Source organism: Hohaiivirga grylli, assembly GCF_039655745.1.
Taxonomy (GTDB): Bacteria; Pseudomonadota; Alphaproteobacteria; order Rhizobiales; family Beijerinckiaceae; genus Hohaiivirga; species Hohaiivirga grylli.
Window position 1 is genome coordinate 47,664 of record NZ_JBBYXI010000002.1, and the last position, 24,271, is coordinate 71,934.

The window sequence follows — 24,271 nt, forward strand, 5'->3', positions numbered from 1 at the left end:
GTTGGCACACCCTTCTCGTTATCATGATGAAGGCTGAAGATTTATTTCTTCTTTTCGATGCCTGTGTATTTGAATTCAAAGGAAACATCAAAAGGCTTCCACCAGCGACCAACACCGGTGGATTCGTCTGTGTGACGATGCAGTCCAGCCTTGGATGGTGGTTCAATGTGGTAGGTAACCTTGTAGTTGCCAACACCCATCATCTTGACGTTCTGGCCGTAGTGTGGGCCGTCGCCCGCAACCATAGGCATGAAAGTGCCTTCCTGCTTTTCACCCGTGTCTGTATTGACCAGTGTGTAGCTGATTGTCAGGTATGGCATCCATTCGCCTGCGCCAAAGCCATTTTTATTACCTTCAATGGCGTGAATATCGGCTTCAAGATGGATATCTGCCTGTGCGGCGGAAAGGCCCATACCGCGCGGTTCCATATCAATTGGCTCAAGATAAACAGCCGCAATTTCCATTTCATTCATCTTAACCGGCTCACCGGCAGGATATTCCTGAAATGCATTGGCATTGGTGATAAATGCGCAGGCCCCCAAGGCGGCAAGCATCAAACGTAATTTCATAATCGGCTCCTATACGATTTTATGGTGCTTTTATGCTGTGACGGCTGCGATACTGGGGCGCTGGCGGTGCATGACCAGCCAGGCAACAATAGCTGCAACAATCAGAATGATTTGTGGAATGGTTGTTTCCATATACGGGTGGATACCCAGTACCGTTATTTCAGGCACCCAGGACCAGAGTGTTGGCTGGAACAGTTTGCCTTCGATCAGTTCCATCATGCTCTTGCCAGCAAAAATGAAGGCCATGAGATACATGAATGAACCTGTGAAAATGAAGAATGGCTTAAGCGGTAGTCTGACAATCGAGAAGCGCATGATGAAATAGGCGATTGCAAGAATAATGACGCCAATACCAATACCAGCCAGAAGGGCCAGATTATCAGCATAACCTTTCGAATCCGCGAGTAGAGCCTGATAGAAGAGCACTGTCTCTGCGCCTTCCCGGTAAACAGCAAGAAAGCTTGCAGACCAGAGCCCAAACATTGAGCCTTTGCTTAATGAGTTGGATATCTTTCCTTCAAGATAGGCTTTCCAATGTGAGGCTTCTGCCTTTGAAAGCAACCAGTAACTCATTGAGAACAGGAAGAAGACTGCGACCATCATCGTAAAGCCTTCCAGCAATTCACGCTGGGCACCTGCATTGGCAAAGATAAAGTAGAAGGCACCGGCTGTCGCAAAACTTGCAACCAGCGCTGCTACAACAGACTGACGAATGAGTGGGAGTTTGTCGTTATGATTATTCTTAACGAGATAGGCAACGATTGCCGCAACAATAAGGAGAGCTTCTAGACCTTCACGCAGGATGATGATCAGGCTCATCACGAACATGCTCCAGATGCTCTGCGAACCTGTTCCGAGTTGATCTGCAGCTATTGCAAGTTCTGCTGAGAGCTTGGCAGCCTGCTGCTCAAGTTCATCTACCGGATGACCGGCTTTCATGAGGCTGGAGAGCTTCGTGAAGTAACCTTCGATGGTCAGTTTTGCCGAGCTGTTACGTGCTCCGACCCGGTTTTCCATTCCGGTTGCTTCAAACAGATCAAAATACGTGTCCTGAATGGCAGCAATACCGGCCTGCGTATTTCCGTCTTTGTAAGAGCTGATGGCTTTTGCAACAGACGCATCAATATCGCTTACAACCTGTTTCCAGTCAGCTGATGAGGTATCGACACCATCATCGGCCATAACATTGACCTGTGCACTTGTTGGAATTGGTAAGTCCTCCAGCTGCTCTTCAATATCTTGTAGCAGGGTTGTAATGCGATAGCCCAGTTCAGTAATCTGCCCGGGGTTTTCGGTGAGACGCATAATTTCAGAAAACTGCTGATTGAGAACCTGTGTATTTTTCGCAGAACGGTTCTGACGGATCAGAATTTCCATTTCGGAATTTTTAAAGGCCTCATATTGTGCCTTCTGAATTGTCGAGCGGGCTTCCGCAAATTTGCCGTTCTGATAAAGGGTAATGCTTTCGGCAAGCATGTCATCCAGCAGCCGGAAGTAATCATGCCAGTAACGGTCAACCTTATCATTGTCATAGGTTCCGTGAGCACCTTGACCCTTGAGCACATGTCCGGCTTCAATTGCTGGCTGTACTTCTCTCAGCTGACCTTTCAGCCAGCCTATGCGGGCGTTGACCTCATCAAGGGATTTTCCCTGGATGATCATCCGACGGATTTCGCCAAAAGCGGCTTCCATTTCAGCGCTTTTCTGGGCTGAAATATTGATACGGATTGGGCCTTCAAGATTCTCAAAGACCTCAAAATAGGCCATCTGAACAGCCTTTTTGGCCTCTTCAATGTTGGCGTCCCGATATGTTTCGCTGGTTCGGTCAAGACGATTTTCGATATCCTTGATATAGCTTTCATAATCGCCCGGTGCAGCAGAAGCTGCGAAGGAAATTGTGCTAAAAAGGAAAGCAAAAACGAGACGTCTAAACATAATCAAACCGCTCCTGACAGGGCGGTGTAACGCTTTGAAAATAAAGTGTAAAGCAAAAACCAGTATCTTTTAATTGTTCTAAATTGGAATGATTAAAAGAACCAAATCTATGTCTCTAATATTACGACAATAAAGTGAAAATTACTATTGTGAGGTGTAAATAATAAAGTATTCAGGCAGTCATCATTTCTGCCTGCCAAGCTGATTTCCCAAGCATCATGTTTGTCATCCAGAGTTGCAGCGAGTGATTTTGTAGCGTATGTCGCTAAATATGTATTGATAGGTGCAGAGTGATGGCAGCTATCTGGAGAAGGTTATGAATTTTTTTGAGAATAAAGGCGAAGCGGTTGTGAAATTTTTTAGCGGTGACTTTCAGGTTATCCGCCCCGGCGCCTATGTAAAATGTGCGATATCAGGTGCTCACATCCCTTTAGATCATCTGCAGTATTGGGATGCAGACAAACAGGAAGCCTATGCCTCTTTTGAAGAATCTGCGAAAGCCCTGAGTATTAAGCTTCATAGCTCTGACAAAAAATAATGCCTGTCAGCTTTCTGGATGTGATTTTCGTAAGATGAAATCCAGTATTAGCGGGTCTGGTTTATGACCCGTGAAGCTAAGACTAACCGGAAGCATGGTAATTTTTGCTTTCAGATCAGCAGATTTGAGACGGATATAATCTTTCTCTGTGGTCACAAGCAGAACATCAAGCTTTTGTGCTTCGGAAAGTAATTCATTCAGTTCTGCATCCGTGAAGTCGTGGTGGTCAGGGAAGGGAATACCCTTTATGAGCCTGACACCATTATCACGTAATGTATTGAAGAATTTTTCAGGGCGGCCAATACCGGCAAACGCAAGAGCGGGGCGCTGTTGCAGCTGTTCAATAGTATTTTGATCTGGTTTCACTGTTGCTGCGTAAACAGGTTTGCCTTTGGCTATTGCAGTTTCTGCAATCTGCTGTCCTGCTTTGCCCTCTCCAAGAATGAATATTATGTCTGCTAATGGCCACTGATGTTTCATTGCCATGCGTAAGGGGCCGGCAGGTATGGACAGGCCATTGCCCAGACCTGTTTGCCCATCAATAACGGCAATAGTCAGATCCTTGGCAAGATATGGGTTCTGCATACCATCATCCATGATGATAACAGTTGCTCCATGAGCCTCAGCAAATTCGGCACCTTTAATGCGGTCTTGTGAGATGATGACCGGTGCATGCTTTGCCAGTATCAACGGCTCATCACCAACCATCTGTGACGTATGGTGCTCAGGCTTAACCAGAGTAGGGCCGGTTTCAGTGCCACCATAGCCACGGGAGAGAAAGAAAGGCTTCTCACCTTTCGCCTTCAGCATTTCGCAGATCGCGATGGTGGTTGGGGTTTTGCCAGCACCGCCTGCCGTGAAGTTGCCGATACAGATAACCGGAACAGAAACTTGTGTTGGGTGTTTTTTTAAACGGCGTGCTGCAATGGAGGAATAGAGCCATGCGACTGGAGACAACAGTCGGGAGAGTAAAGTTCTCTCTTGAGTAAGCCAGAAACCCGGCGTGCGCATTATTGTCTCGTTTCCAGTTTCAGTTGGGTGATGAATGGTTCGATCGTCATCATCGTCCGATCTACCGCTCCGCCCAGCTTATTCACCGTATCGCCCGCAGTGCGCGACATTTCACGCATCAATCCTGTGTCAGATAGAAGGTCTGCAACAACAGGTGCCAGATTTTCAGCAGATGCGAGTTTCAAGGCGCCGCCATCCTCATCCAGTGCGGTGTAGATATCTTTGAAGTTATGGACGTGTGGGCCATGAATGATTGCGGAACCCAGCTTGGCTGGTTCAATTGGGTTCTGTCCGCCATGGGGGACCAGAGAACCTCCAATATAGGCCAGAGGTGCAAGTCTGTAGAATAGTCCAAGTTCGCCGACTGTATCAGCAATATAGATGTCCGTTGCTCGGTCCGGATGTAAACCTTGGGAACGCAGGGCTGCTTTCAGTCCTGCCTGCTGGCAGAGTAACTGGATATCGGCGCCACGGCGTGGGTGGCGCGGAACGATAATCGTTAAAAGCTGCGGATGTCTTGCGAGAATAGCCTTGTGAGCTTGCAGGATGATCTCTTCTTCACCCGGATGCGTGCTGGCGGCAACCCAGACAGGCCGACCAGAAATCAGCCCTGTAAGCTGGGCAAATACATGTGGGTCGGCAGGTGGTGGCGGAGCATCAAATTTCAGGTTTCCGGCAACGGAAACCCGAGGTGCTCCAAGCATGGACATGCGCTCCGCATCACCAAGAGTCTGCGTCATGCATAAGGCAATTCGTTCCAGCAGGGCTGAAATGAATCCAGGAATTTTCTGCCAGCGTTTGAATGATCGCTCTGACATACGCCCATTAACAAGAATGAGTGGAATATTTCGGTCTGCCAGTTCCACAATCGTGTTAGGCCATAGTTCAGATTCCGCGACCAGAACAATATCAGGGCGCCAGTAATCCAGAAAACGTCGCGTATAGCGCGGTACATCAAGCGGAACAAATTGATGAAGAGCCCCCGGCGGGAGGCGGCGTGCTACCAATACGGCCGAAGTTTTTGTACCTGTCGTTACAAGTACGTGCAGCCCACGCTGGGTCAGGCGCTCAATGATCGGTAGAAGTGATAGAGCCTCACCGTTGGATGCGCCATGGACCCATGCCAGATGTCCAGCAGGTCTTGCTTTCCCCGGATACCCCTGCCGTTCGGCAAGCCGTGTCCTGTCTTCCAGACCACGCTTCCTTCTCCAGAGCAGGAGACTGAAGGCCATTGGTTCGAGAACTGATAAACCGCGTCGGTAGAGTTTAAGAAGGGGAGGAAGACGTTTTTTCATTACGCCTCTCCGGGGAGTTTCTGCACCAGGTGGGCCTTTGCTCCGGGGTCTTTGGAGCCAACGAGCTCATAGGCGCGTAGATGGATGGCATCAAGGCTGTCTTCAACCTGCTTGCGAAGGGTCTCCATGGTCTCAGAGTCAGCATCTTCCGGTACATAAACCGTAGGGCCCATGACAATGGCACCTTTGCCAAATGGCAAGCCGATGCTGGCATGATCCCAGCTGTTGAAATCAATCCGGCGGCTGGTTACAACGGCAACAGGAACGATCGGGCGTCCAGACATCTGTGCAAGTGTTATAATTCCCATTCCGCACACACGGGATTTCTTGGGCACATCAGCCGTCAGAACTACCATTTCATTACGTTTCAGGGCACGCAGCATTTTGCGCATTGCAGAAACGCCACCTTTGGCACGAATATCCCTGCCGCGTGCACCGGAGCCGCGGATACCCCTGACACCAAGATGTTTTAATGCAATCGCATTCAGCTCACCGTCACGTGAGCGGGAGATAAGACTGGCGGCTTTATCTTCCGGACGTTTCGCAAAATGAATCATGAAATGCTGCCCGTGCCACATGGCGGCAATAACAGGCATCATCGGCCCGATGCTGTCATAAGCATTCGGGGGCTCCATAACGAATTTATTCGTCCTGCGAACAAGGCCCAGATAACGCGCAATAATGTAGCCAACGGTTTCCTGAAAGGCCCTTGAGCGCGTAATTTTCTTCATCAATCCCATGTCGCTTCCTTTAGAGACTTTTGCTCATAGACGAAAGACTCTAAATTTTTCGTATTCGTTTTCTAAGCCTGACCCCAAACAGGTGAGATTCCCGTTTACAGCCTAGTTTATGAATGGGCTTGGATTTATGTCAATTGTAAGTCCGCAGACGCTTACGCTTCGGGGTTGAGCAGGCGGTGCAGATGCACAATAAAATAGCGCATGTGTGCATTATCTACTGAGCTTTGGGCCTTGGCTTTCCAGGCTGCATGGGCGGATTGATAATTGGGGTAGATGCCAACAATATCGAGGTCTGACAGATCTTTAAAGTGAACATCACTGAGATCAGTCAACTCACCACCAAAAACAAGATGTAAAAGTTGATTGTCTTTTTGATCGCTCATCGTGCTTTCTCTCATTCTTCAGAGTGGCAAAATCCGGCAGTCGTATCGACCGGCATTAGTCGAATATCCGGATGAGGGATGAATGCAACAGTTTTGAGGAAGCGGCAAGCTCTTCATGGGTTGTATCGGAGTTATTATAACGTATGACTTCACCTTTTATAGAAGTCATGATACCGCCAGCTTCCCGCAAGATAATATCAGCTGCCGCAATATCCCAGTCATGGGAATTGTCTGAGACAAGGCCCACATCAATTTCTCCCTCTGCAACGCGGGCAATGCGCAGTGCAAGTGAGGGAATACGCGGAACGGATATGAGCTGACCTGCAACTTCAGAAACTTCTCCAACCATAAATTTAGGACCGGATATCCGGCTTTCTTTGAGTGCTGCGTGTGGAGACACATGGATGATCTGATCGTTGCAATATGCGTTCTGATGCTCGGCTGCCCAATAGTGTTTATCGTGAACCGGAGCAAAGACATTTCCAAGAACAGGCTGGCCGTTTGCTAACAGAGCTACGGAAATACACCAGTCTGGATGGCCGGATAAAAATGCACGTGTCCCATCAATCGGGTCTACAACCCAGACGAGTTCGCGCGTCAAACGCTGGTTGTCATCGGCTGTTTCTTCAGAAAGCCAGCCTGCATCAGGAAGTAATTGGGTCAGTCTGGCCTGTAAAAAATTATTGGTTGCGATGTCTGTTTCTGTGACAGGGGAGTGACCGTTTTTGTACCAGATTTTTGAAGTCGTCTGTTCCCCGTATCTGAATTGCTTGGCCGCCAGTCGACCCGCTTCTTCAACAATGGCGGAGACTTTTGGCGCAAGATCACCGAAGTTCATTTTCCAAACCCTTAAAACCGTTTTTCTTTCTATAGACGTATTTTATTCTCAATTAATGAAGACATTCAGCAACATCCCGCACAAGAGCAGCAGGCCTGCATCTCTATTGGAGCGGAATAGTTTCAGGCAGGTAGCGCCATCATCGGTTTTGATATTAAACGTCTGAATACCCAGATGTGCAGCAAAGCCGATCAGGCCAATGTAACTGAACCAGCTGACACCGGCTAAATAAAAGCTGCCTGCTGCGCACAGAATGGCAATCAGGTAGCAGCCTGCAATTGAAGGGATGACCTGTTTCCCAAAGAAACGGGCGGAGGATTTAATACCGACGATTTCATCATCTTCAATATCCTGCAGAGCATAGATCGTATCATAGCCGATGGTCCAGAATATGCCGCAGATATAGAGCAGGATTGGGGCGGCAGAGAGAGAGCCTGTAACAGCTGTCCAACCAACAAGAGCGCCCCAGTTGAAGGCAAGACCGAGCACCAGTTGCGGAACCCAGAAAAAACGCTTCATCAATGGATAAATCAGCACAAGAAGAACAGATGCAAAGCCTGTAAAAATTGTGAAGCTGTTGAAAGAGAGCAAAACAGCAAGGCCGATCAGGCAAAGTAAGCCAGTGAAAAGTACAGCCTGCCAGACCTTGACCTGTCCAGAGGCTAGGGGGCGCATCTTTGTGCGCTCCACACTGGCATCAAGCTTTCTGTCTAAAATATCGTTATAGGTGCAGCCAGCACCGCGCATGACAACGGCCCCAATGAGAAACAGGGCCATGTATAGAAAATTTAATGATTGCGCGGTGGCTATAGCAGCAAGGGTCGCGGCCCACCAGCATGGTAAAAGAAGAAGCCACCAGCCGATTGGTCTGTCAAACCGGGCCATACGAGCGTATGGCCGCAGTTTTACGGGAATGACAGTATCGGCCCAGTGGTTTCTGACGGCATCCGGTAAATGTTCCGGGAGCCGTTCAGATGTCATTAGAGAGCGCCCTTAGGCATTCTGTATTGGCCGGAAATGCCACCACCCCATGCAGGGTTACCGCCGCCTTCCTGAGCCTGTTTACGGGCAGCTTCCATCTGGGCTGCAGCCTTACATGCCTGAACGCGAAGCTTGCTGACCTGATCATGGTCTTTCTTGAAGCCCTGAATAAAATCATCAGGAATCTGACACCATGCCTGATTTGCTTCAAACCATTTGGAAGTGGTTGTGCCGTTTGTTTCAAGCTTTTTGAAAACATTACAGGCAACTTGAGGATCGAGCTGCTTCTTCTTGGCGCTAGCCTTGTTCAGCTGTTCAACCAGTCCCTTACGCTCATCAAGCATCTTCTGGATGTCCTGACAGGATGATTGCTGCGCAGAAGCATTTGCAACAGCCCCGACAAGTGAAAAGACGGTGAAACCAGCCAAAAGGAATTGTTTGGCAAAACGCGACATTGAAAGAGTTCCTTTCCTCTCCGAGCAGCGCATTGTTTCACGCTATTCTCGTACAAACCAAGCTTTTACGAAGTTTTTAACCTCAAGCCCCCGCCTGTTAAGGCACCAGATTATGGTATATAATACCAAAAAACGGCATTAATGCGATTAAAATATATATCTGCGTACTTTTTAGAGCCGAAATTTTGCCTTTGCAACACAAAGCATTATGTTGCTCTACATAATTCGTAGCCAAAGCAAATTTATGTGCAAATTCAAAAGCCGGTGCTATAGAGACCATGGATTTTTCAAACGGGAAATAAATGTCACAGTACGATTTTAATGCGCCGAGACTTTTTCTGAATGAAGAGCTCGCCAAAGGGCGTAGCTATGAACTTGATCGTGCACAAAGCAATTATCTCCTGAATGTTCTGCGATTAAAGGCTGGCAGTAATGTGCTTGTCTTTAACGGACGGGATGGAGAGTGGAAGGCTGAAATCTCGGTTGAGGGACGAAAGTCTGCAAGCTTGCTTACAGTTGAACTTGCGCGCCCACAGACAGCTGCAGCTGATCTGTTGTATATGTTTGCGCCAATCAAACACGCCCGCCAAGATTATATGGTGCAGAAGGCCGTTGAAATGGGCATTTCTGCAATGATGCCGGTATTTACACAGAGAACACAAAGTGGCCGGGTCAATCTTGAGCGAATGCAAGCGAATGCTGTGGAGGCTGCAGAGCAATGTGGTATTCTGGTTATTCCTGAAATCAAACCAGAAATGAAACTGGCTGCTGCTTTGGATGCTCTGGAGGAAGATCGCCTGCTCATATTCTGTGACGAAGATGCTTCCGTCCAAAATCCGGTAGAAGCTTTGAAGGCTATTTCCGGCAATAAGCACCGTCTTGCAGTTCTCATTGGTCCAGAAGGCGGGTTTTCGGAGAGTGAGCGTGAAATGATTAAGGCGCGTAAGCCATGTCTTTCGCTTTCTCTGGGCCCACGTATTCTGCGTGCTGATACGGCAGCTGTTGCGGCTTTGGCTGTTATTCAGGCGTCGATTGGCGATTGGGGATAGAAACGATTTTCTGAGGCTTTGAATTTAAAAGCTTATTTTGCTCAATGTGTGCTCCTGCACAATGTCGAAACGTGGCAACATTGCGGCAAGACCAACTCATCACTATTTTCACGATCTCCCCGTGTACTTAACTTTCGGGGTTGTTTTCTAAAGAGGTTTCTATGGCCCGCGATGTTTCTGATTCAACGCCTGTCTGTTCCAAGGCAGATTTAATTAACTGGATTGCTGAAGGAGAAAAGCCGTCCAGTGATTGGCGTGTGGGTACAGAGCATGAGAAGGTACCCTTCTATCAGGCAGATTTCTCGCCAGTGCCATATGAGGGTGAAAATGGTATCCGCTCATTACTTGAGCAGCTTGCCAAAACTAAGCCCTGGGAAGAAATCACAGAGTTTGGCAAGATTATTGGTCTATTCGACGAGACTGGTGGAGATGCCGTTTCTCTGGAACCCGGTGGCCAGTTTGAGCTGTCTGGTGCGCCTCTTGCGAATATTCATCAGACCAAGGCAGAGCTTGATAAACATCTTGCCGATACCAAGAAGATTGGTGAAAAACTTGGCATCCGTTTTTTGACTCTGGGCACAAGCCCTAAGTGGTCACGTGCTGAAACACCGGTCATGCCTAAAGGGCGCTATAAAATCATGACAAACTATATGCCCAAGGTTGGGCAGCATGGTTTGGATATGATGTATCGCACTGCAACGGTTCAGGCCAATCTTGACTATTCATCCGAGCAGGACATGGTCAAGAAAATGCGTGTTTCCATTGCTCTGCAGCCAATTGCAACGGCACTGTTTGCCAATTCGCCTTTTATGGATGGAAAGCCGAACGGCTATCTCTCTATGCGCTCGGAAATATGGAAGGATACCGATAATAACAGGGCAGGTATGACGCCTTTCGTCTTTGAAGAAGGTTTTGGGTACGAGCGTTATGTGGATTGGGTTCTTGATGTCCCAATGTATTTCATCAAGCGCGGTGACACTTATCATGATGTTGCCGGGCAGTCTTTCAAAGACCTTCTTGCCGGTAATTTGCCCGGACATGCCGACGAAAAAGCCACCATGTCAGACTGGGCAAACCATGTTTCAACAGTTTTCCCGGAAGTTCGGCTGAAGCGCTATATTGAGATGCGGGGTGCGGATGTTGGCTCTCCGGAGTTCATTCTGGCCCTGCCAGCGCTCTGGATCGGTCTGCTATACGATTCTGATGTTCTGGATGCTGCATGGGATCTCGTCAAAGACTGGACTGCAGACGAGCGTCAGCAGCTTAGAGATGATGTGCCAAGCATTGCTCTCAAAGCAAAAATTGGCTCCCGCTCTGTTCAGGATATAGCCAAGGATGTGCTGGATCTGGCAGGTCGCGGGCTTGCACGCCGTGGTATCAAGAATGCTGATGGGCAGGATGAGAGCCATTATCTGAACCCACTTCGCACAATTGCCGAGAGCGGCAAGACATCGGCAGAGCTGCTTCTTGAGCGTTATAATGGCGTTTGGAATGGTAACCTTGATAACGCTTTCAAGGAATATGTTTTCTGAGTATCTGTCTGCGTGATAGATTAGGCTTCTGTTCTGTAACTTAATCAGAGCTTGACACTGACGTCAGGCTCTCGCAAATCCATATTATGAAAAAGCCTGATCTTGAGATTCTATTATGTTCGCCGCGCGGGTTTTGTGCCGGAGTTGTGCGCGCCATAGATGCCGTTGAGCGGGCTTTGGTTATCTATGGCCCTCCGGTTTATGTGCGGCATGAGATCGTGCATAACAAATACGTTGTCGACAATCTCAAGGCCAAAGGGGCGGTTTTCGTTAAAGAGCTTGACGAAGTACCAGATGGTGATGCCCCGGTTATCTTCTCGGCCCATGGTGTTCCCAAACAGATACCGTTAGATGCAAAGGCAAAGAACCTGTTGGCATTTGATGCGACCTGTCCGCTTGTGACAAAGGTTCACCGTGAAGCAGAAGTGCACTTTAAACGCGGCCGTCATGTACTTCTGGTCGGACATGCCCGTCACCCCGAAGTTGTTGGCACCATGGGGCAGTTGCCCGAGGGTGCTATTACTCTGGTTGAGACACGTGAAGATGTTGAGGCGCTGTCGTTTAACGATGGGCGGACCCTTGCCTTTGTGACACAGACAACCCTGTCTGTTGATGATACCAAGGATATTGTTCAGGCATTGATGGACAAGTTTCCGGCAATTGTAGCACCTCATAAAGAGGATATCTGCTATGCAACTACCAACAGGCAGGGAGCGGTTAAGGCTGTCGCGCCTCAGGTTGATGCAATGATTGTTATTGGCTCGCCCAATTCTTCAAATTCACAACGTTTGCGTGAGGTTGCCGAGAGGGAAGGGTGCAAGCTTGTTGAGCTTTTGCTGCGCGCAGATGATATTGACTGGGATAAATACGGAAATATCTCACGTCTGGGTTTAACGGCCGGCGCTTCTGCTCCCGAAGTTCTGGTTGAAGAAATCATAGATGCTTTTGCTGAGCGATATCAGATCAGCGTACAAACCGTTTCAACTGCGGATGAAAGCATGTTCTTCCCTCTGCCAAGGGAACTGCGTGAAACTGATAGCTAAAAACAGATGTAAACCGGGGTCAGGAGAGAGAATTGGCAGTTTATACAGACGTCAGCGATGAAGAACTTGAAGGACTTGTTGCCACTTATGATATTGGCGATGTGCTTTCCTTCAAAGGCATTGCCGAAGGTGTCGAAAATACAAATTATTTTCTGCGTACATCTGAAAGCTCTTTCATTCTGACACTCTATGAGAAACGCGTTAATGAGAAAGAACTGCCATTCTTTCTCAATCTGATGGAATATCTGTCTGATCGCGGTATCAACTGCCCTCAACCTGTTTCAAACAAGAGTGGTGAAAAGCTGTCTCATGTTGCTGGCCGGCCAGCAACGATTGTTACCTTTCTTGAAGGCCTCTCCATTCGTAAGCCTCAGGCAAAGCATTGTGAATCTTTAGGTAAGGCTCTGGCTCAGCTGCATCTGGCTGGGCAGGGCTTTGATATGCATAGAGAAAACAATCTGTCTGTGAGCGGCTGGGCTCCTCTGTTTGAAAAAGCCAAAGATCGTGCCAACAGCGTGGCTTCCGGTTTGAGAGAACGCACTGAAAGTGATCTGCTTTACCTTCAGGCAAATTGGCCCAAAGATCTGCCGCAGGGAATTATTCATGCCGATCTGTTTACCGATAACGTATTCTTTATTGGTGATGACGTTTCCGGGCTGATTGATTTCTATTTCGCCTGTACAGATGCGCTCGTTTATGATTTGGCGATCTGTCTGAATGCCTGGTGCTTTGAAAGTGATGGCTCATTCAATCTAACAAAAGGGCAGTCAATGATTGCAGGGTATCAATCATTGCGGCCTCTCAATAAAGAAGAGATTGATGCTCTGCCAATCCTTTGCCGTGGTGCTGCCCTGCGGTTCATGTTGACACGTCTTGTTGATTGGCTGAATGTCCCGCCCGGAGCATTGGTTAAACCAAAAGATCCTTTAGAATATGACCGGAAGCTTGGTTTCCATCGCCATGTCACGGATGCATCTGAATATGGGCTTGTACGGTGAGTAGCCGGGTTACGATTTATACAGATGGCGCCTGTTCAGGTAATCCCGGTCCCGGAGGCTGGGCTGCCATTCTGTTATACAAGGATAAGCAAAAAGAACTCTCAGGCGGAGAGGCCCATACAACCAACAATCGTATGGAGCTTATGGCCGCAATTGAGGCTTTACGTGCGCTGAAACGCTCTTGCGATATCGACCTGTTCACGGATTCCCAATACGTCCGTAACGGTATTACGGAATGGGTACATGGCTGGAAGCAAAGAGGTTGGAAAACCGCAGATAAGAAGCCGGTTAAAAATGAAGATTTATGGCGTCTTCTTGATGAGCTGACACAGCATCATAATGTGACATGGCACTGGGTTAAGGGGCATGCAGATAACCCGATGAACAATCGGGCTGATGAGCTGGCTGTTGCGGCTCTGGAGCCATTCAGAGGTACTGCTGTCAGTTCAGACGAATAAGCCGGGAAATGATCCCGGCTTTTCTTTTATCAGAGGTGCTTGAGAATATTCTCAGCAGTTGAGACATCTGCTTTTGACGGGACATCTTCAACTTCCAGAGCTTTGACAACACCATCTTCAACAATCATGGCATAACGCTGGGAGCGAATGCCTAAGCCATTTTGGCTGGCGTCAAGTGTGAGGCCGATTGCCTTTGCAAAATTGGCGCTACCATCGGCCAGAAATGTAATCTTGTCAGCAGCACCGGATGCATCAGCCCAAGCTTTCATGACAAAGACGTCATTAACAGCTGTAACGGCAACCGTTTCAATACCCTTTGCTTTAAAGGCATCAATATTCTGGACATACCCGGGCAAGTGATTGCGATGGCATGTTGGTGTAAATGCTCCGGGTACGGCAAAGAGCACAACCTTCTTACCCTTGAAAATATCATCTGTAGTCTTGGCGGCAGGGCCGTCAGACGTTGTTACCATAAAAGAAGTCTCTGGTAGACGGTCACCAACTTGGATTGTCATAATTTTTCCTTCCAAACTTCAGATAAATATCTACTTCAAGCTATATCTTTTAGGTTGCTGTAGAATAATTTGATAAACAGATAAAAGCGTATATTGTAATGCGCAAGTACTTTTAGAGCGTAAGTTCTTTTAGCTATGCTTTAAATAGCGCCTTGATTGAGCAAGTGAAAATCATTCAACTTGCACTTCTGTTTCAATGGACTGCGTACCGCTCTTAGCTGTCAATCGTATGAATGGCTTGGTCGTGAGCTCTGCTTTAGGAGCATATTCCACTTTGATCGTGAAATCAGACGTCCCGACTTCTGGCCCATTTCGTTCAAGAGAGGTTGAGAGTATCCACCCATCCAGACCTTCCGCAAACAGTTCTGTTGCCTGATTTTCAGGTGTCCGCAGGCGAGCAATATATTCATTCTCTTTGTCTGACCTGGTAACGGATAAAACAGATAAGGCTCCTGCCTCCGCCAACTTCTGCTTTACAGGCAGATTGCGGAATGCGCGTTGGACGACAACTGCATTGTCCCCTTTGCCGGTGAGGCTGGTAGAAATAGTATCCGTGCTTGGTATGCATATATCTTTGCAGACACCGAATTGTAATTCGAGGTTAAGCGTGACAGGTTTTCCTGTCTGCTTTGGTTTTATCCGAAGTGGGATGATGACCTGTTTATGAAAGCCATAAACGACGCTGTCAGCTTCTAGAACTCTCTCAGGAGCAGGCCATTCAACTGAAACTGTTTCAAGGTTTTCAGAGGCGGACCAGTTAAACGAGGGAGCAATACCGGCTTCACCCGGTGTGCGCCAATATGTGAGGTAACCACCTGCAAGTTTTAACTCAATGGCAGCAAGGTAACTCCCATCCTCTTGCCCGCCATCAAGAATATTTATTTTATAGGGACGTTCGGTCGCCTGTGCAGCAGATAACATCTGACCTATAATAAGAACCATAAATGTGATGAGAGCAAAAGCAGCAGTTTTGTATCTGTGGCCGATGTTGAGCACTGAAAATACCTGTTTTGTAAAAGTGTTTTCTCACACGTTATAGAATAATAAAATCATAAGTTGCCAAGCAATTCAGTGCGTTTACGCAATCTGCTATGGACAAGTTATTTACCGCTGGTAGCATACAAAAATGGAAATAGATTTTAAAAAACGTGACCATGAAAAACCGGGGTTTCTGGAAGGGCATCTTCTGATTGCCATGCCAACTATGGATGACCCGCGTTTTGAGCGTAGTGTTATCTATATGTGCTCGCATACGGATCAAGGTGCGATGGGCATTATTATCAACCGCCCGGCAGAACATATAGATTTTCCGGAGCTTCTGGTTCAGCTTGATATTATTTCCGAAAAAGACACTTTTGATCTGAACTCACGTTTGCATAACTTTGAGCTCATGATGGGTGGACCCGTCGAAAACACACGTGGTTTTGTTTTGCATTCACCCGATTACCGGACACCAGACAATACAATTGATATTGATGATGGTGTCTGTCTGACAGCAACGGTTGATATTCTCAGGGCTATTGCCCGAGGTGCCGGGCCGAAAGAGGCATTGCTTGCCCTTGGCTATGCTGGCTGGTCTCCGGGACAGATTGAAAGTGAAGTTCAGGCAAACTGCTGGCTGACGTGCCCGGCCACAGCAGATATTCTGTTCCATGAGGCTGTGGATTTACGTTACGAAATGGCGCTCCACAGCATCGGCGTTGATCTTGGCTTCCTGTCGAATGTGGCAGGTCGGGCCTGACCTATTTATGGCTTTGTTGCCAGTTGGGCCAAAGCAGGAAGGTCATCAATCGGGCCAATAGAAACAAGGGTTCTGTTGCCAGATATGGCGGTTCGTCCAGCCTGGCAGACTTCACCTGCCGTCAGTGCATCGACCTTGCGGACAACTTCGCTCACCGGGATGAGCCGCTTCCATGTGAGAAGCTGGCGGGCAATGCGCTCAATACGGCCGCCAGGTGACTCCAGAGCTGTGAGCATACCGACTTTCATCTGCCGTTTGGCGCGGGCCATTTCTTCTTCAGAAATATTTTCAGTCGCAAGCCATGCGCATTCGAGTGCAACATCAAGAAGCTCTGCCAGATCTTTTTGAGATGTCCCTGCACCAATGCCGAAAATACCGCAGTCTGAGAATGGCCAGTGGAAAGCATCAATAACATAGGCAAGCCCACGGGTTTCCCGAACCTCATGCCAAAGACGTGAAGTCAGGCCACCGCCAAGGATATGGGCAAACAGATGTAGGGCATAATAGTCTTTATGCTTGAAGGATAAGCCGGGCAGGCCAAAAACGATATTGGCCTGCTCCAGATCGCGGGGTAGACGTTTTTCGCCTCCCTTGTAGATGCCATCCTCAGAAGGCTGAATCTCATGCACTGGGAGATGTCCAAACAGACGTTCTGCCTGTTCAACGATTTGGGCATGCTGGATAGGCCCCGTTGCAACTAGGGCCATGTTAGCCGGGATATATTCCCTATCCAGGAAACGGCGAATGGCGGTTTCATCAAAACTGTTGATTGTTTCCGGTCGGCCAAGGATTGGTCGACCGATGGGCTGGCCTGAAAAAGCTGTCTCCTGAAAAACATCATAGATCAGGTCGTCAGGCGTATCCTCAACAGCTGCGTATTCCTGAAGGATGACACTCTTTTCACGAGCGAGTTCCTGCTTGTCAAAAACTGATTTTGTTAGCAGGTCACCAATAACGTCCAGTGCAACAGAAATATCCTCGCCAAGCAAGCGTGCTGCATAGCTGGTATATTCTACGCCTGTCGCAGCATTAATTTCACCACCGACATTTTCAATGTCTTCTGCAACCTGGCGTGCTGAACGGGATGTCGTTCCCTTGAACGCCATATGTTCAATCAGATGGGAGAGGCCATGTTCGGAGGCCTGCTCATTGCGGGAGCCGCTACCAACCCAGACGCCTAAAGAGGCTGTTGCAACATTTGGAGTTGCCTCTGTCGCAACCGTAAAGCCGTTCGAAAGTGTCGTGATTTCGACCGGGTTTTCGCTAAACAGATTTTGATTCATTTCAGGCTTTCAAAATCCGGGCGCGATCTTTGATCAAGGCCTCAACCGCTGTCAGGTCATTTTCGACATGACTGACCTTCTCCTTGCGATCCAACAGATCAGCAAGGTGAGGAGGAAGGGCAGGGGATACACCCGTTGCAGCTTTGACAGCATCAGGGAATTTGGCCGGATGTGCTGTTGAGAGCGCAACCACAGGCACTTCCGGCTGAGTGCGGAGGAGTTCACGAGCTGCCCTGACGCCAACTGCACTATGTGGATCAAGAATATAGCCTGTCTCGTTACGGACCGTTGCCATTTCTTCTGCAACAGCTTTCTCATCAACGGCTTGGGCAGAAAACTCAGAACGGATTTTTGCGAGTGCTTCCGGCGCAATTGTAAATGAACCAGCTTGTGACAGCTGTGCCATCGTATTGCGGACAGCTTCCGGATCACGTCCATAGGCATCAAACAGCAAACGTTCAAAGTTTGAAGATATCTGGATGTCCATAGATGGTGATGTTGTTGGAACAACACCGCGGATTTCGTAAGAACCTGTTTCCAAGGTTCTCGCCAGAATATCATTGGCATTGGTGCCAATCATCAGGCGCTCAATCGGCAGGCCCATCTTCTTGGCAGCCCAGCCAGCGAAGATATCGCCAAAGTTTCCGGTTGGGACCGAGAAGGAAACCTTACGGGCAGGGGAACCAAGTGCAACAGCTGCTGTGAAATAATAGACGGACTGCGCTGCAACACGGGCCCAGTTGATAGAGTTTACGCCAGAGAGATTAACCTGATCACGGAAAGCACCGTGATTGAACATGGCTTTAACCAGCGCCTGACAATCATCAAAAGTGCCATCAACAGCGATAGTATGAACATTCGGGCTATCGACCGTTGTCATCTGTCGACGCTGGACTTCTGAAACACGACCCTTTGGGAACAGGATAAAAATATCAACCTGATCAAGGCCTTTGAAAGCTTCTACTGCTGCACTGCCCGTGTCACCTGAGGTTGCACCGACAATTGTTGCACGGTGGCCCTTGGCTTTAAGAACATGATCCATCAATTTGCCAAGCAGCTGCATGGCAACATCCTTGAACGCAAGGGTTGGGCCATGGAAGAGTTCAAGCAGGAAGAGATTGTCATCAAGCTGAACCAAGGGGCAAATGGCTTTATGGCGGAAACCACTATAGGCTTCCTCGACCATTCGGCTAAGATCAGCCGGAGCGATATCATCACCCACGAGACGGCCTAGAACCTGCTTTGCAACATCTGCATAACGCTGGCCTGCAAACCCTTTGATAGTCGTTTCAGAAATCTGGGGCCAGCTCTGGGGTACGTATAGACCACTGTCTCTCGCCAACCCAGTCAGGAGAGCTTCTGAAAAACCGATGGAAGGTGCTTCGCCGCGTGTAGAAATATGGAGCATGACAAACCTCTTTGACGCATTGCTGATAAAGGCCTTGAGGCTTTGCTGCAAGCAAGAGTTTCATTTTTCTGCAATTCGGGTGTTATTTGCGGACTAAAGCATAACCTGTAATGCCTAAAAGTACAGTTGCTAAGCCAAACCATGTCAGGGCGTATTGGAGGTGATCGTTCTTCAAAGTGATCTCACGCGTTACACCACCACGAGGCCATGTGGTACTGGTTTCATTAAGCTTGGCATCAGCCTCGATATAGAAGGGGGCATTACGGGCCAGATTTTTATATGCTGCCATTGCCGGAGCATCACGGGTAAACCACTCACCTTTCTCAGGTTGGTTAGCCGGGACAAACCAGCCCTTCTGTTCCGGTGCGCGTAATATGCCTTCAACCGTGACAATGCCGATTGGCGGAGATGGGATTTTGATATCGTTAGGTACAAAACCACGATTGATAAAAACAGCAGTCCCGTTTTCGAGCAGAAGAGGCGAGAACAGATAATGCCCCTGAAGGGTATCTGATGTCTTCGGATCCTGCATTAGCCCGTATACGGCAATGTCATTGGTCTGTGCGTATGTTCCGGTAACGGTAACGTGCCGAAACTCATCCTTTGCAGGATCCCAGTTCACCCAATCTTTCTCAGGGCTGATTGCAACAGGTTGGGAATGCGCGCGTGCATTAATGTCAGCAATCAGGGCTTCCTTCCATGCCTTGCGCTGAAGTTGCCAGACACCAAGTGAAACCAGAATGGCCAAAGCACAAAGAACAAGAAAACCTGAGAGAATCTTTTTAACCGAAGGCGAAGATATGGACATTACCGAAAGCGGCCTTCCTGCGCATTGTTATGATATTGTATGGCAATCATCAAAGCTTTCGCCGGGCGAATAAGAAGCAGTGAGAGAATAATCGTCAGGGGAAACCATATGGCAATATGAAGCCAGATGGGGGGCTCAAATCTAAACTCAACCCAAAGAGCCAGGCCGACAACAATCAGCCCGACAATTGACATGACAAAGTAAGCCGGCCCATCCGCACTGTCTGACGCCAGAAAGTCGAGATGGCAGATGTCACATTCGGGCTGGAGGGTTAGAAATCCGGAAAACAGATGCCCTTGCCCACAACGAGGGCAACGGCATCTTAGACCAGCAGAGAGAACGCTTGGTTCCGTATCATTAGGGGCACTGCCCACGGTGTCTAATCCTTACTTGTAACTCCAGATATAGATACTGGCGAAAAGAAACAGCCAGACGACATCGACAAAGTGCCAATACCAGGCAGCAAATTCAAAACCGAGGTGTTGTTTGGATGTGAACTGACCAAGATACCCTCTGATCAGGCAGACAATCAGAAAGAGGGTACCAATAATGACGTGGGCACCATGAAAACCTGTCGCCATGAAGAAGGTAGAGCCGTAAATATGCCCGCCAAAATCAAATGTGGCGTGGCTATATTCAAACGCCTGAACAATACTAAAGAAGATGCCAAGGAAGATTGTTAAGGCAAGGCCATTGCGGAAGCCGGTTCTGTCGCCTTCCAGCAATGCGTGATGCGACCAGGTGATCGTTGTACCGGATGTCAGCAGAATGAGGGTATTCAGCAAAGGCAGATGCCAGGGGTCAAATGTTTCAATCCCTTTTGGTGGCCATGCAACAAGGAGCTCTGCTTTCTGGAATTGTACTGCGCTGTTGGGAAACAGGGCTGCATCGAAATAAGCCCAGAACCATGCAACGAAGAACATGACTTCTGAAGCGATGAACAGCATCATGCCATAGCGCAGGGAAAGCTGCACAACCTTGGTATGGAAGCCTCCGTGCTCAGCCTCGCGGATGACATCAAGCCACCAGCGGAACATGGTGAAGAGGACACCGATGACACCAGCACCAAAAATGTAGGTTCCGGAATGTGGTCCGAAAGGCTCCAGACTTTTCATCCAGCAGACGGCACCTGCTGCCATCACAAAGGCACTTAATGAGCCAAGCAATGGCCATGGGCTGGCATCAACCAGATGGAAATCATGTTGCTTGTTATGATGTACTGCGTCTGTTTGGGCCATTCGTGTCTCCATTCCTATTCAGAACAGGCGGGGATTCGATAAGTTGCTATAGCTTCGATTGCTTTGGTTCACTCGCTGCTGCGACAGGTGAGCCATTGCGTGACGGAAAAAATGTGTAAGAGAGTGTGATCGATTGTAGGTCACCAATGCTGGTATCTTTCACGAGATCCGGGTCAACATAGAAGACGACGGCTTCTTCTCGCTCTTCACCGGGTTGCAGCACTTGTTCGGTGAAACAGAAGCATTGGATTTTAACAAAATAAGAGCCTGCCAGATCGGGCTGGACATTATAGGTGGCAATACCTGTCTCCGGGGTCGAGCCAGTATTGCGAACGGTGTAATAGATTGTTTTGACCTCTCCCAATCGCAGCTCAACTTCCGGATTCTTCGCCGTAAAGTTCCAACTCAGAGCAGGAGCAACATTGGCGTCAAAACGAACAGAAATTTTGCGATCGAGAACCTTGTCTGACGGTATTGCGCTGGTGATGGGCCGACCGTCAAAGCCGGTTACGCGACAAAAGAGATCGTAAAGCGGCACACAGGCATAAGCCGCACCAACCATAGCAACGGCAAGACCGGCACAGAAGAGCGCGATTTTTGCGTTTTGGTTTTTATGGGGCTTACTATCCATTGCTCTATCTCTGTTCAGTGAATCTGGGCGCCCATTTTAATGAGCGTGACAATGAAGAAGATGATTGCAAGAACGCCTAATGAAATACCGATGGCATTGGAGCGTCGGCGGCGCAGCTTGAGGTCTTCTTTTGTCAGGGGGGCCGGGACTAGGTAATCTTCACGGGAATGAGCCATGACACTTTCCTCAAACCAGTTTCGGCAGAGCAATCAGTAAGCCTAATCCATGTTCAGCCAACAAAGCTGCAAACAGGGAAAAGAGATACAGAATAGAAAAGCGAAACATATTGCGAGGCCCCTCATTCGATAATGGGCCACTTTGATATTTATAAATCTGAAGGGCGAGTAGTAGCATTCCGATGCCACCAATCAGACTTACCGCTGCATAGAGCAGGCCACCGAACCCGGCAAAACACGGTGCTAAACCAAGGGGGGCAAGGATTAATGTATAATAGAGAATGGCACGGCGTGTTGCAGGCTTGCCAGCAACATTTGGCAGCATCGGGATACCCGCACGGTCATAGTCATCCGTTTTCAGAAGAGCCAATGCCCAGAAGTGTGGCGGTGTCCAGAAAAAGATGATCAGGAACAGAATGACTGTTTCCAAGCCAACGGACCCCGTGACTGCTGCCTGAGCAACCATAGGTGGAAATGCACCTGCGGCCCCTCCGATAACGATATTCTGTGGTGTCGAGCGCTTCAGCCAGACTGAATAGATAACCACATAATAAAGGATGGTCATCGCCAGAAGTGAAGCTGCCAGCCAGTTGGAAATCAGGCCGAGCATCAGAACGGAACCAACAGAAAGCCATGATCCGAAGATCAGGGCATCTCCTGCATCAATCCGTCCGGCAGGTATCGGACGGTTTCTCGTTCTGGACATCCGGGCATCGATATCACTGTCCCACCACATGTTGAGACAGCCAGAGGCACCGGCACCTAGGGCAATCATCAGCAATGATGCTGCTGCAATGAATGGGTGAACCGTTATGGGCTTAACCAGCATTCCAACCAGTGCCGTAAAAACCACCAGAGACATAACGCGGGGCTTGAGCAGAGCCACATAATCAATCACATCACCCTTTAAGATATCGGGTGCTGCTTTGCTCGTAAGCGGTAGGGTTGCGGTTCTGACGTTATGTCTTGGCATGATGATTACTTCTCGGCTGAGGCTGTAACGATCTCGCCGTTAGGCAGGACACGAGGCAGGATTTCGAACTGATGGAATGGTGGAGGGGAGCTTAATGTCCACTCAAGAGTTGTCGCGCCTTCACCCCATGGATTGTTGGGCGCAGGAACCTTCTTCACAAAAGCGTAGATGACGCCAAAGATGAAGACGAAGACACCGACGGCAAACATGTAGGAGCCGATTGAGGAGACAAAGTTCCAGCCAGAGAAGGCTTCCGGATAGTCTGCATAACGACGGGGCATTCCAGCAAGACCAAGGAAGTGCATCGGAAAGAACAGAACATTGGCGCCAATAAAGGCAATCCAGAAATGCAGCTTACCAATCCATTCAGGCATCATGTAGCCGGTCATTTTCGGGAACCAGTAGTACATGGCTCCGAAAATGATGAAGACGGCACCCAGTGACAGAACATAGTGGAAATGGGCGACGACATAGTAGGTGTCATGCATGTAACGATCGACGCCAGCATTGGCGAGGATAACGCCTGTGACACCACCAACCGTGAACAGGAAGATAAAGCCAATCGCCCAGTGCATAGCTGCCGTAAAGCGGATGGAACCACCCCACATCGTCGCAATCCATGAGAATATCTTGATGCCCGTCGGGACGGCAATGACCATTGTTGCAAAGACGAAGTAGGCCTGTGTCTGGAGGCTGAGACCAACTGTGTACATATGGTGAGCCCAGACAACGAAGCCGACAACCCCGATGGAGACCATGGCATAGGCCATGCCTAGGTAACCAAAGATCGGCTTTCGTGAGGCAGTGGAAATAATGTGACTGACAATTCCGAAGGCCGGAAGGATCATGATGTAAACTTCAGGATGACCAAAAAACCAGAACAGGTGCTGGTACAGAACCGGATCACCACCGCCCGATGGGTCAAAGAATGTCGTGCCGAAGTTGCGGTCCGTCAGCAGCATGGTAATGGCACCGGCCAGAACAGGCAGCGACAGAAGCAGCAGGAAGGATGTGACCAGCATGGCCCACGCGAACAGAGGCATGTTGTGAAGTGTCATCCCCGGGGCGCGCATGTTGAGAATGGTGGTAATAAAGTTGATTGCGCCCAGGATTGAACCAATACCAACAAGGTGAAGACCAAGGATGGCAAAGTCGAGCGCCGGGCCGGGATGCCCTGTTACCGACAATGGCGGGTACACTGTCCAACCGCCACCAAAGCCATTTGAGTTAGGTGCGCCTTCAGAAAACAGAGACAGAACCAGCAGTGCGTAACCGGCAACGGTGAGCCAGAAAGAGATATTGTTCAGCCGTGGGAAGGCCATATCAGGAGCGCCAACCATCAATGGCACGAACCAGTTGCCAAAGCCACCGATCAACGCCGGCATGACCATGAAGAACACCATAATCAAGCCGTGGGCTGTCACGAAGACGTTGAAAGCCTGTGCATTGGAGAAATACTGCAACCCGGGGTGCATCAGCTCCATACGCATCACAATTGATAATCCGCCACCGACAAGACCAGCACAGAAAGCGAAGATCAGATAAAGCGTTCCAATATCTTTATGGTTGGTTGAAAGAAACCAGCGCCGCCAGAAACCCGGATGGTCACTATGGTGCGGAGCGGGAGCAGTCAGGGTGGGGGTGACTTGGTCCATAATCTGTCTCTTTAATTG

The 24,271-nt window shown here is 48.9% G+C and carries 27 protein-coding genes; 7 read left to right on the plus strand and 20 right to left on the minus strand.

Translation table 11 applies throughout. From position 1 onward, the window contains the following. Positions 1–41 precede the first annotated feature (41 nt). Both WJT86_RS04580 and WJT86_RS04585 read right to left on the minus strand, forming a co-directional pair. The gene (locus tag WJT86_RS04580) at positions 42–569 is read right to left on the minus strand and encodes an iron transporter (RefSeq protein ID WP_346336345.1); all 528 of its coding nucleotides are present in this window, start codon (positions 567–569) and stop codon (positions 42–44) included. 30 nt (positions 570–599) lie between these two features. Further along, positions 600–2,504: an FTR1 family iron permease gene (locus tag WJT86_RS04585; protein WP_346336346.1), complete on the minus strand. Its 1,905-nt coding sequence runs from the start codon at positions 2,502–2,504 to the stop codon at positions 600–602. A gap of 316 nt (positions 2,505–2,820) precedes the next feature. Between WJT86_RS04585 and WJT86_RS04590 the strand changes: the two genes are divergently transcribed. Further along, positions 2,821–3,042, plus strand: a complete 222-nt coding sequence (locus WJT86_RS04590; protein WP_346336347.1) for a DUF2093 domain-containing protein — start codon at positions 2,821–2,823, stop codon at positions 3,040–3,042. A 6-nt stretch (positions 3,043–3,048) separates the two neighbouring features. On the opposite strand, the gene lpxK is transcribed toward WJT86_RS04590, so the two are convergent. The 7 genes from lpxK to WJT86_RS04625 form a co-directional block, all read right to left on the minus strand. Then, on the minus strand, positions 3,049–4,053 hold the full coding sequence (lpxK, locus tag WJT86_RS04595) for a tetraacyldisaccharide 4'-kinase (RefSeq protein ID WP_346336348.1): 1,005 nt from the start codon (positions 4,051–4,053) through the stop codon (positions 3,049–3,051). Further along, the gene (locus WJT86_RS04600; RefSeq protein ID WP_346336349.1) at positions 4,053–5,348 is read right to left on the minus strand and encodes a 3-deoxy-D-manno-octulosonic acid transferase; all 1,296 of its coding nucleotides are present in this window, start codon (positions 5,346–5,348) and stop codon (positions 4,053–4,055) included. The genes lpxK and WJT86_RS04600 overlap by 1 nt, the downstream gene beginning before the upstream one ends. Beyond that, a complete protein-coding gene (locus WJT86_RS04605) occupies positions 5,348–6,088 on the minus strand; it encodes a lysophospholipid acyltransferase family protein (RefSeq protein ID WP_346336350.1) in 741 nt (246 codons plus the stop codon). The genes WJT86_RS04600 and WJT86_RS04605 overlap by 1 nt, the downstream gene beginning before the upstream one ends. 152 nt (positions 6,089–6,240) lie before the next feature. Then, complete coding sequence (locus WJT86_RS04610) at positions 6,241–6,471, minus strand: DUF4170 domain-containing protein (protein WP_346336351.1); 231 nt, start codon at positions 6,469–6,471, stop codon at positions 6,241–6,243. A gap of 55 nt (positions 6,472–6,526) precedes the next feature. Beyond that, entirely contained in the window at positions 6,527–7,309 is a 783-nt protein-coding gene (locus tag WJT86_RS04615; protein ID WP_346336352.1) for an inositol monophosphatase family protein, read from the minus strand. A 48-nt stretch (positions 7,310–7,357) separates the two neighbouring features. After that, the gene (gene ubiA / locus WJT86_RS04620; protein ID WP_346336353.1) at positions 7,358–8,290 is read right to left on the minus strand and encodes a 4-hydroxybenzoate octaprenyltransferase; all 933 of its coding nucleotides are present in this window, start codon (positions 8,288–8,290) and stop codon (positions 7,358–7,360) included. Then, a complete protein-coding gene (locus WJT86_RS04625; protein ID WP_346336354.1) occupies positions 8,290–8,745 on the minus strand; it encodes a hypothetical protein in 456 nt (151 codons plus the stop codon). The genes ubiA and WJT86_RS04625 overlap by 1 nt, the downstream gene beginning before the upstream one ends. A gap of 302 nt (positions 8,746–9,047) precedes the next feature. Here WJT86_RS04625 and WJT86_RS04630 point away from each other — a divergent pair, with 302 nt between their 5' ends. From WJT86_RS04630 to rnhA, 5 genes are all read left to right on the plus strand, one after another. Further along, positions 9,048–9,794 carry a 16S rRNA (uracil(1498)-N(3))-methyltransferase gene (locus tag WJT86_RS04630; RefSeq protein WP_346336355.1) on the plus strand — a complete coding sequence of 249 codons (747 nt, stop codon included), beginning with the start codon at positions 9,048–9,050 and terminating at the stop codon, positions 9,792–9,794. A 161-nt stretch (positions 9,795–9,955) separates the two neighbouring features. Then, positions 9,956–11,326 carry a glutamate--cysteine ligase gene (locus WJT86_RS04635; RefSeq protein WP_346336356.1) on the plus strand — a complete coding sequence of 457 codons (1,371 nt, stop codon included), beginning with the start codon at positions 9,956–9,958 and terminating at the stop codon, positions 11,324–11,326. An 86-nt stretch (positions 11,327–11,412) separates the two neighbouring features. Next, positions 11,413–12,369 (plus strand): 4-hydroxy-3-methylbut-2-enyl diphosphate reductase, encoded by a 957-nt coding sequence (ispH, locus tag WJT86_RS04640; RefSeq protein ID WP_346336357.1) that lies wholly within the window; start codon positions 11,413–11,415, stop codon positions 12,367–12,369. Between the two features lie 32 nt (positions 12,370–12,401). After that, on the plus strand, positions 12,402–13,367 hold the full coding sequence (thrB, locus tag WJT86_RS04645) for a homoserine kinase (protein WP_346336358.1): 966 nt from the start codon (positions 12,402–12,404) through the stop codon (positions 13,365–13,367). Beyond that, positions 13,364–13,825, plus strand: a complete 462-nt coding sequence (gene rnhA / locus WJT86_RS04650; protein WP_346336360.1) for a ribonuclease HI — start codon at positions 13,364–13,366, stop codon at positions 13,823–13,825. The genes thrB and rnhA overlap by 4 nt, the downstream gene beginning before the upstream one ends. Positions 13,826–13,854: 29 nt before the next feature. On the opposite strand, the gene WJT86_RS04655 is transcribed toward rnhA, so the two are convergent. Next, a complete protein-coding gene (locus WJT86_RS04655) occupies positions 13,855–14,340 on the minus strand; it encodes a peroxiredoxin (protein WP_346336361.1) in 486 nt (161 codons plus the stop codon). 171 nt (positions 14,341–14,511) lie between these two features. Next, positions 14,512–15,336 carry a protein-disulfide reductase DsbD domain-containing protein gene (locus WJT86_RS04660; protein ID WP_346336362.1) on the minus strand — a complete coding sequence of 275 codons (825 nt, stop codon included), beginning with the start codon at positions 15,334–15,336 and terminating at the stop codon, positions 14,512–14,514. Positions 15,337–15,466: 130 nt separating this feature from the next. Here WJT86_RS04660 and WJT86_RS04665 point away from each other — a divergent pair, with 130 nt between their 5' ends. Continuing rightward, complete coding sequence (locus WJT86_RS04665; protein WP_346336363.1) at positions 15,467–16,081, plus strand: YqgE/AlgH family protein; 615 nt, start codon at positions 15,467–15,469, stop codon at positions 16,079–16,081. A gap of 5 nt (positions 16,082–16,086) precedes the next feature. Here WJT86_RS04665 and WJT86_RS04670 read toward each other — a convergent pair whose 3' ends face one another. The 9 genes from WJT86_RS04670 to ctaD all read right to left on the minus strand — a co-directional run bounded on the left by WJT86_RS04670 (position 16,087) and on the right by ctaD (position 24,253). Continuing rightward, positions 16,087–17,364, minus strand: a complete 1,278-nt coding sequence (locus WJT86_RS04670) for a M16 family metallopeptidase (protein ID WP_346336364.1) — start codon at positions 17,362–17,364, stop codon at positions 16,087–16,089. A 1-nt stretch (position 17,365) separates the two neighbouring features. After that, positions 17,366–18,772, minus strand: a complete 1,407-nt coding sequence (gene thrC / locus WJT86_RS04675; RefSeq protein ID WP_346336365.1) for a threonine synthase — start codon at positions 18,770–18,772, stop codon at positions 17,366–17,368. An 82-nt stretch (positions 18,773–18,854) separates the two neighbouring features. Further along, positions 18,855–19,580, minus strand: a complete 726-nt coding sequence (locus tag WJT86_RS04680) for an SURF1 family protein (protein ID WP_346336367.1) — start codon at positions 19,578–19,580, stop codon at positions 18,855–18,857. Beyond that, positions 19,580–19,954: a DUF983 domain-containing protein gene (locus tag WJT86_RS04685; protein ID WP_346336368.1), complete on the minus strand. Its 375-nt coding sequence runs from the start codon at positions 19,952–19,954 to the stop codon at positions 19,580–19,582. The genes WJT86_RS04680 and WJT86_RS04685 overlap by 1 nt, the downstream gene beginning before the upstream one ends. 12 nt (positions 19,955–19,966) lie before the next feature. Beyond that, entirely contained in the window at positions 19,967–20,818 is an 852-nt protein-coding gene (locus tag WJT86_RS04690; protein WP_346336369.1) for a cytochrome c oxidase subunit 3, read from the minus strand. A gap of 46 nt (positions 20,819–20,864) precedes the next feature. After that, positions 20,865–21,449 carry a cytochrome c oxidase assembly protein gene (locus tag WJT86_RS04695; RefSeq protein ID WP_346336370.1) on the minus strand — a complete coding sequence of 195 codons (585 nt, stop codon included), beginning with the start codon at positions 21,447–21,449 and terminating at the stop codon, positions 20,865–20,867. A gap of 14 nt (positions 21,450–21,463) precedes the next feature. Next, positions 21,464–21,625 carry a hypothetical protein gene (locus WJT86_RS04700; RefSeq protein ID WP_346336371.1) on the minus strand — a complete coding sequence of 54 codons (162 nt, stop codon included), beginning with the start codon at positions 21,623–21,625 and terminating at the stop codon, positions 21,464–21,466. A gap of 10 nt (positions 21,626–21,635) precedes the next feature. Further along, positions 21,636–22,598: a heme o synthase gene (locus tag WJT86_RS04705; protein ID WP_346336372.1), complete on the minus strand. Its 963-nt coding sequence runs from the start codon at positions 22,596–22,598 to the stop codon at positions 21,636–21,638. 5 nt (positions 22,599–22,603) lie between these two features. Next, complete coding sequence (gene ctaD, locus WJT86_RS04710; protein WP_346336373.1) at positions 22,604–24,253, minus strand: cytochrome c oxidase subunit I; 1,650 nt, start codon at positions 24,251–24,253, stop codon at positions 22,604–22,606. Between the last annotated feature and the right edge of the window lie 18 nt (positions 24,254–24,271).